An 8,010-nucleotide genomic window follows, 5' to 3' on the forward strand; every position below is an offset into this window, starting at 1 on the left:
GTGTTGCCGCTGGTGTCGGTGGTCAGCATCGTGGCGATTGTCGCCGCCGTGGTGGCGGCCAGCCAGGCGAAGATTGCCGAGTCGGGCCTGCTGATCATGGCGGTGGTGATCCTGCATAACACCTTTGGCTTCCTGCTGGGCTATTTCACCGGCCGTGTGTTCGGCCTGCCGCTGGCACAACGCAAATCCCTGTCGCTGGAAGTGGGCATGCAGAACTCCGGCTTGGGCGCCGCACTGGCAAGTGCGCATTTCTCGCCGCTGGCGGCGGTGCCGAGTGCGCTGTTCAGCGTCTGGCACAATATTTCCGGGGCACTCCTGGCTACGTACTTCCGGCGGATGAGCGAAAAGGAAGACCGCGAATTGTTGGCGGGCAAGTCCGAAACTTGATCACCTGATCAATATTCGGCACTCTAACGGGCTTCGCGTGGACGACCTCGCGACGCTATCGCGCGATTAATTCAGGGGACGACCCCGCCTTATAGAAGCGAGGTCATCATGTCCTGGATCATTCTGTTTTTTGCCGGACTGTTTGAAGTCGGCTGGGCCGTCGGACTGAAGTACACCGACGGTTTCAGCAAGCCACTGCCCACGGCCCTGACGATTGCCGCCATGGCCGTCAGCCTCGGACTGTTGGGGCTGGCCATGAAGGAACTGCCGCTGGGTACCGCCTATGCCATCTGGACCGGTGTCGGTGCAGTGGGCACTGTGATTGCCGGGATTATCCTGTTCGGGGAGTCCATGGCGCTGTTTCGACTGGCCAGTGTGGCGTTGATTATCTGTGGGCTGATCGGGCTCAAGATCAGCGCCTGAGCCACTCACCGGCAATAAAAATAAGGTGGACTTAATAGTCCACCGAGTACGGCGCGCTATTTACTACTCTGTGATGCATCAGACGTCATAGTAGCGTTCACGCGGTTCTTTCCCCCATTCCTTGTAAAGTGCATTTTCGTTATACGGCTCCGGGTTTGTACTGGTAGGGGGCGTTGAGGGGTCATTATCAAAATCATAAGGTTCACCGTCCGTTGGTAACCCAACGGCTTGCCGCTCCAAATTTGGCTCACGAGTTGGCCTGCGGGGATCGCTAGTTTCTGGCGGTACTTCAGTTTCTCCGGGCAAGAACTTACCGTCGACACCGTCGTACGCATGGGCGAACTCATGGAACAGGGTTGAGACGCCTGGACGCTCGTACTTGTCCATAATGAACGAAGGGTTGTAGGAGACTGTTGCATCATCAGCCGGCATACCTGGCGTGTTATTAGTGATGAATCCGTGTTGCGAATCTTGAGGTGGGTGCTCATTGAGTGGTTGTAAGTCCTTACGTCCGTACTTATAAAAGATACCCTCCGACTCTGGCACCTTCTCTATTTTTATCGGCGCGGGAGTCTTGTCTAACGCCCCAAGCATTTTTTGCCCTACTGGAGAACCCCGAAAAAACTCTAGATCATCTTCAACGCGCTGCTTGAACTCACCATCCCCTTTAACCTCAAACGCTTTTTTACCAACGTCAGACGGCGTCACCTCAACGAACTTAGAGTTCCCCGTGCGTTTTATAGTGTCGTCTTTCTTGCCGTAAACAATATCCTTATCAGATACTGAATTAACCGTATCCTGCCCCTTGCCGGTATAAATTGTATTCTGACCAGCCCCACCATCTACAACATCATTTCCCTTCCCGCCATTCATGACGTTCTTCCCACCGCCCCCACGCAGCGAATCATTGCCGCTGCCACCGTCCATGTAAGTGCCACCACCTGCTCCCCGCAACTTGTCGTTGCCGTTACCCCCATACATGACGCTATATGCCGAGCCTCCGGTGATCGTGTCATCCCCATCGTTGCCCTCGGCATACCCGACACCGCTGCCCAATTGAATGGTGTCATTACCAACACCGCCGTAGACATTGGTCCTGCCGCCTCCAGCGTTGAATCGATCGTTGCCGGCTCCCAGCTTGACGCTGACGGGCACTTTTACGTCGTCGTCAATAGTGACATTGTCGTCTCCGCCGTTGCTTTGGATCTCAAGATGCTGCTGACCATTACTCTTGGTATCGAAAGGAATGTCGTAGGTCTTGCCATTAATCTCGGCGGTCAATCCTCCATCAGCCGAATTTTTAATATGAATTTTGTCCGCGCTGTCACCCGTCTTAATCGTTAACGCCTGGTCTTTTGGCGGGGAGAAAAAACCACGCCCGCCGCCCCTAACACTTAAATCTATCTGGACCCCACCTTCATTGAATGGCATATTCGGGATGATTTTTATCGGCGCAGAAGGCTCGCCCTGTTTATCCTGTAACTTATCGGAGGGTGCTGTAGAAAGAGTATGTAAAGGCGGTTGTAAAGCGGGAGGGTTAGTACTCACTTGCATGTTCATCGAAAATCATCCTTAGCGTTAGACAACTACGATGACTGCGTGGCAATTAGAAAGAAATGGTTCCGCAGGATGAGTGATTTATTACCCAAAACTACAAACTGCAAGCGTTGTCCCACATCAAAGTCAGTCCCTGCCCAGGCCCTTCAGCGCAGAAGGTCCTGAGCACCAGAACTTGACTACTTGAGATCACCCCTCAACGTGCCAACCAGACCATGCAACGCCTCTGGCGTCGCCGCCTCTACCGTCACCGGCGCGCCGGCCACCAGGGTCACCCGCGACCAGATCCGGTGAAAGAAGCCCTTGTTCGGGTCACGACTGAAGAAACTCCCCCACAACCCCTGCAACGCCATCGGAATCACCGGCACCGGCGTCTCTTCAAGAATCCGCGTCACGCCGCTTCGAAACTCGTTCATCTCGCCATCGGAGGTCAATTTGCCTTCCGGGAAGATGCACACCAGCTCGCCGTCCTTAAGGTAGTGGGCAATCCGCTGGAAGGCCTTTTCGTAGATCTGGATGTCCTCATGCCGCCCGGCAATCGGAATCGCCCCGGCAGTGCGGAAGATAAAGTTCAAAACCGGCAGGTTGTAGATCTTGTAGTACATGACAAAACGAATCGGCCGACGCACCGAACCGGCAATCAACAGCGCATCGACAAACGACACGTGATTGCACACCAGCAATGCCGCGCCCTCGTCCGGGATCAGCTCGAGGTTCTTGTGCTCGACGCGGTACATGGAATGGCTGAGCAGCCAGATCATGAAACGCATGGTGAACTCGGGCACGATCTTGAAGATGTAGGTGTTGACCGCGATGTTCAGCAGCGACACCACCAGGAACAACTCGGGAATCGACAGCTTGGCCACGCTCAACAGCAGGATCGAGACGATCGCCGAGACCACCATGAACAGCGCATTGAGAATGTTGTTGGCCGCGATCACCCGCGCCCGCTCGTTCTCGGCGGTACGCGACTGGATCAACGCGTACAGCGGCACGATATAGAAGCCGCCGAATACGCCAAGGCCGAGGATATCGAACAACACCCACCACGCCTGGCCGTAACTCAGCACGGCGATCCAGTCGTTGGCCTGGACGTTCTGCGGGAAGCCGCCGGAATGCCACCACAGCAGCAGGCCGAAAACGGTCAAACCGAACGAGCCGAACGGCACCAGGCCGATCTCGACTTTGCGCCCGGAGAGCTTTTCGCACAGCATCGAACCCAGTGCGATGCCCACCGAGAACACCGTGAGGATCAGCGTGACCACAGTCTCGTCGCCGTACATCCATTCCTTGGCGTAGGCCGGGATTTGCGTCAGGTAGATCGCGCCGACAAACCAGAACCACGAGTTGCCGACAATCGAGCGCGACACCGCCGGTGTCTGCCCCAGGCCGAGCTTCAAGGTGGCCCAGGACTGACTGAAGATATTCCAGTTCAGGCGCATCTCGGGGCTGGACGCCGCCGCGCGCGGAATGCTGCGGCTGGCCAGGTAGCCCAGCACCGCAATGCCGACGATGGCCGTCGAGACCACCGGCGCGTAATGGGTGGACGACATCATGATCCCGGCGCCAATGGTGCCCGCGAGGATCGCGAGGAACGTGCCCATTTCCACCAGGCCATTGCCGCCCACCAGCTCATCTTCGTGCAGGGCCTGGGGCATGATCGAGTACTTCACCGGCCCGAACAGCGCCGAGTGCGTGCCCATGGCAAACAGCGCCAGCAGCATCAGCTCCAGGTGGTTGAACATGAAACCCACCGCGCCCACGGACATGATCACGATTTCGCCGATCTTGATCACCCGGATCAGCGCGTCCTTGTTGAACTTCTCGCCAAATTGCCCGGCCAGGGCCGAGAACAGGAAGAACGGCAGGATAAACAGCAACGCGCAGAGATTGACCCAGATCGAGCGGTCGCCCTCGATGGTCAGCTTGTAGAGAATCGCCAGGATCAACGACTGCTTGAATATATTGTCGTTGAACGCACCAAGGGACTGGGTAATGAAGAACGGCAGGAAACGCCGTTTGCGCAGCAAAGTGAATTGCGAGGGGTGGCTCATCGTCCGTGTTCCTGCGTGGCCTGAAGGCTGTTATTGGTTTTTCCAGGCCACGACTTTACCTAATCCTGCTTACTTATTCGCTAGTCCTGCAATGCACGGCGATACAAAAAGCTCGCCTTTATAGGCTCCTTGCACCGTGCGCTTGGCAACGATCAGCCACATCAACGCCAGCGCCGCCACCAGCACACTGCCGACAATACTGAAGAAACCCAGGTGCAAGGTGCTCGCCAGTTTCAGCGTGGCCAGCGAGTACACGCCCAACGGGAAGGTGAATCCCCACCAGCCAAGGTTGAACGGAATACCGGCCCGCAGGTAACGCAGGGTGATCAGCACCGCGATCAGCATCCACCACAAGCCGAAGCCCCACAGGGTGATGCCTGCGACCAGGCCGATGCCGTTGGCCATCTCACCGACGCCGGGCAGACCGTTGGCGGCAAAGATGGCAGGTGCATCACCGCCCAGTACCAGCATGCCCAGGGCACCGGTGCCGATGGGACCGAGAGCCAGCCAGCTCGACGCGGCCATATTGGCGTGTGGCAGTTTATGCAGGGCCATGCGCAGCATCAGGATGGTCAGGATGCTGAACGCCACCGGCAGGGAAAACGCCCACAGCACGTAGCTGGTCACCAGCATCACCAGTTGCGAATGGGCGTCGGCCAGGTGCGGCGCCAGCAGGCCACCGCTGGCGGCGGCGACTTCCGCGGCCACCACCGGCAACAGCCACACGGCAGTCATCTGGTCGATGCTGTGTTCCTGGCGGGTGAACATCATGAACGGGATCAGCACCCCGCAGGCCAGGGCCATCGCGACGTCGAGCCACCACAGCACCTCGGCCAGTTGCACCACGCCATCCCCCCAGCGCGGCACGCCGAACAGCAGGAAGCCGTTGATAATGGTCGCCAGGCCCATGGGGATGGTGCCGAAGAACATCGACACCGTGGAGTGCCCGAAAATGCGCCGGGCCTCGTGGAAAAACATCACCCAGCGCGCCGCATACAGCACGCTGAACAGCACAAACAGGCCAATGGTAAACAGCCACAGCCCTTCGGCCACGGCGTGCAGCCCCGCCAGGTTGACCGGCAATTGCGCCAGCGCCAACGCCAGCACCCCGGTGCCCATGGTGGCGGCAAACCAGTTGGGGGTGAACTGGCGAATCACTTCCCGGGGACGGGTCAGGTGACTGAAGGGTTTCAAGCTGCTGTGAAGCGTATTCGGGCAAGTCATGGTGTAGTCCTCTTCCTCGCATGAGGTTGAGACCATGGTAGAACCGAATCGAATATCTATATAACGGGTAATATCTCTAACTGTTATCTGTTTAGTAGATATGTGATTAAATGCTGCCTTCGGTTTCAATCACCAGAATCCGTGCGGGGCCCTGTGGATGGGCCACATGCTCGGTGCCGACACTGGCGTAGAAGATGTCGCCTACCTGAAGCAAGGCCATCTGTTCGCTGCCGTTTTCGCGATAGTGCATCTGCACCTGGCCATCAAGCACCACGAACACCTCTTCGCCGTCATTCACGTGCCAGCGATACGGCTGGTCGGTCCAATGCAAACGGGTGGTGATGCCGTTCATATTGGCGATGTCCAGCGCCTCCCAGGCGCGGGTGCCGGTGAATTCTTTGCTGCGGATGATCTTCATGGGTGAATCCCAAGGCGTAAGGGTGACGAATTATTACTGAATCAATTACCCGCCGTCGCCCTGCTCTTCGCCAAATCCTGCATTAGCAACGCCACCAACGCGCCGAGTGCCAATACGATCAGCACCACGCCATAACCGTCGGTGGTGGCGATCAAACCGAAGGTGCGCGTCAAGTTGCCCGCCAACAGCGACGGCACACAGAACGCCAGGTAACTCAGCACATAGAACGCCGACATCAAGCCCGCCCGCTCATGGGGCAAGGCCAACGGCAAAACACTGCGCAGCGCACCGAGGAATCCCGAGCCAAAACCACCGCCGGCGATCAGCGTGGCAATGAAGAACAGCGGCAGGCTGGCGCTGTGGACGGCCGTGAGGATCAGCGCAACACCCACCGCCAACAGCACGGCGCCCAACCGCAGGACCTTGTCCGCCGGGCGGTTGCGCAGGCTGAAAATCATCACCGCACCGCTCAGCGTCAACACCGCCACCAGCCCGCCGCCGATCAGGTTCGAGGTGGACCCGGTCGCCGCCCGCACCAGCGAGGGCGCCAGGGACAGATAAAAACCGCCCATGGCCCATACGGCTACGTCTACCGGCAACGAGATCCACAAGGCGCGTCGGGCCTGGGGCGGTACATGCAAGGTGGGCCATAGCGAGGCCAGGGCCCCCGGAATCCGGCTGACTGTCTCCGGCAGGCGCCAGACGTACAATGCCTGCAGGATCATCAACCCGAGCAGGGTCCAGTAAATCAACGTGGTCGGCATCGGCGCGAACTCCACCAGCAGGCTGCAGCCCATGGCCCCGCAGGCCATGCCCAGCAAAGGCGCTACGCTGTTGATCAGCGGGCCTTGCTGGCGGTCGGTGTCGAGCAATGCGGCGCCCAGTACGGCGGTGGCCATGCCGGTGGCAAAGCCTTGTACCGTGCGGGCGGCAATCAGCCAGCCGACGCTGTCGGCATTGATAAACAGCAGCATCGCCAGCATATCGAGGAGCAGCGCGGCAAAAATGACCGGCTTGCGCCCCAGGTGGTCCGACAGTGAACCCACGGTCAGCAATGCAGCCAGCAGGCTCAAGGCGTAAATGCCAAATACCAGGGTCAACATCGCCGCCGAAAAATGCAGGCCCTCTTGATAGAGGTGGTACAACGGGGTCGGCGCGCTGGAGGCGGCGAGGAACGTCAGCAAGGTGATCGCCAGAAACACCAGGCTGGAACGATGAGAAGTAACGCTGGACATGGGCACGCTCCGCTAAAGCTAATATTTTGCTTTTGCGGAGTGTGCTACCGGATGGCGCTTAAAGCAAATTCTTTGTGTTAAGGTTTTACGCATGGCGATAAAAGAAGGGCTCCGCCCGGGGGGCCGTAGTGCCCGGGTCCAGGAATCAGTGCATTCGGCGGTGCGTGAATTGCTCGAAGAGCAGGACCGTTCCAGCGTGACCGTGCCGCAGATAGCCACGCGCGCCGGAGTGACGCCTTCGACCATCTACCGGCGCTGGGGTGACTTGGCGGCGCTGCTGGCCGATGTTGCGATGGCCCGTCTGCGCCCGGACAGTGAGCCGGCTGATACCGGCAGCCTGCGCGGAGACCTGCGGGCCTGGGGTGAGCAATACCGTGATGAGATGAGCTCGGACCTTGGCCGCGAGATGATGCGTGATGTGCAATGCAGTCAGGCGCCGGGGTATTGCGTGGGGATTCTCACCGGGCAGTTGGAGACGATCCTGGATCGGTACACCGACGACGCCGGGACACTTCCCAGCGTGGATCGGCTGATCAATTTGATCGTTGCGCCCACCGTGTTTCGTAATCTGTTTTCTACCGCGCCGCTTGAGGTTGAAGAACTGCATGAGCTGATTGAGTTGGCTTTGCTGCCGTAAGGTGGTTTGTGGGTTTGGGTTTGGGTTTGGGTGTATATCCGTTATTTGGGTTGTTGCTGATATGGGTTCCGCTCT

Annotated in this window: 8 protein-coding genes; 3 read left to right on the forward strand and 5 right to left on the reverse strand. The window is 58.4% G+C overall.

Going from position 1 to position 8,010, the window contains the following annotated elements; genetic code table 11:
• A partial coding sequence (locus HX846_RS19970) for a bile acid:sodium symporter family protein (protein ID WP_372242001.1) occupies window positions 1-387 on the forward strand: 387 nt, incomplete at its 5' end.
• A gap of 108 nt (window positions 388-495) precedes the next feature.
• Window positions 496-810 carry a quaternary ammonium compound efflux SMR transporter SugE gene (gene sugE / locus HX846_RS19975; protein ID WP_003190128.1) on the forward strand — a complete coding sequence of 105 codons (315 nt, stop codon included), beginning with the start codon at window positions 496-498 and terminating at the stop codon, window positions 808-810.
• A gap of 78 nt (window positions 811-888) precedes the next feature.
• Here sugE and HX846_RS19980 read toward each other — a convergent pair whose 3' ends face one another.
• The 5 genes from HX846_RS19980 to HX846_RS20000 all read right to left on the reverse strand — a co-directional run bounded on the left by HX846_RS19980 (window position 889) and on the right by HX846_RS20000 (window position 7,298).
• Window positions 889-2,370, reverse strand: a complete 1,482-nt coding sequence (locus HX846_RS19980; protein WP_177023019.1) for a M91 family zinc metallopeptidase — start codon at window positions 2,368-2,370, stop codon at window positions 889-891.
• Window positions 2,371-2,546: 176 nt separating this feature from the next.
• A complete protein-coding gene (locus HX846_RS19985) occupies window positions 2,547-4,421 on the reverse strand; it encodes an MFS transporter (protein ID WP_178965960.1) in 1,875 nt (624 codons plus the stop codon).
• Window positions 4,422-4,490: 69 nt separating this feature from the next.
• Window positions 4,491-5,645 (reverse strand): TDT family transporter, encoded by a 1,155-nt coding sequence (locus HX846_RS19990; RefSeq protein WP_178965961.1) that lies wholly within the window; start codon window positions 5,643-5,645, stop codon window positions 4,491-4,493.
• Between the two features lie 106 nt (window positions 5,646-5,751).
• Window positions 5,752-6,063, reverse strand: coding sequence for a cupin (locus tag HX846_RS19995; RefSeq protein WP_177055282.1), 312 nt, complete (start codon window positions 6,061-6,063; stop codon window positions 5,752-5,754).
• 41 nt (window positions 6,064-6,104) lie between these two features.
• On the reverse strand, window positions 6,105-7,298 hold the full coding sequence (locus HX846_RS20000) for an MFS transporter (protein WP_003212382.1): 1,194 nt from the start codon (window positions 7,296-7,298) through the stop codon (window positions 6,105-6,107).
• Window positions 7,299-7,389: 91 nt separating this feature from the next.
• Here HX846_RS20000 and HX846_RS20005 point away from each other — a divergent pair, with 91 nt between their 5' ends.
• The gene (locus HX846_RS20005) at window positions 7,390-7,935 is read left to right on the forward strand and encodes a TetR/AcrR family transcriptional regulator (RefSeq protein WP_087695266.1); all 546 of its coding nucleotides are present in this window, start codon (window positions 7,390-7,392) and stop codon (window positions 7,933-7,935) included.
• Window positions 7,936-8,010: the final 75 nt, after the last annotated feature.

Origin of the sequence: Pseudomonas sp. K5002, assembly GCF_013386655.1 — a bacterium.
Classification (GTDB): Bacteria; Pseudomonadota; Gammaproteobacteria; order Pseudomonadales; family Pseudomonadaceae; genus Aquipseudomonas.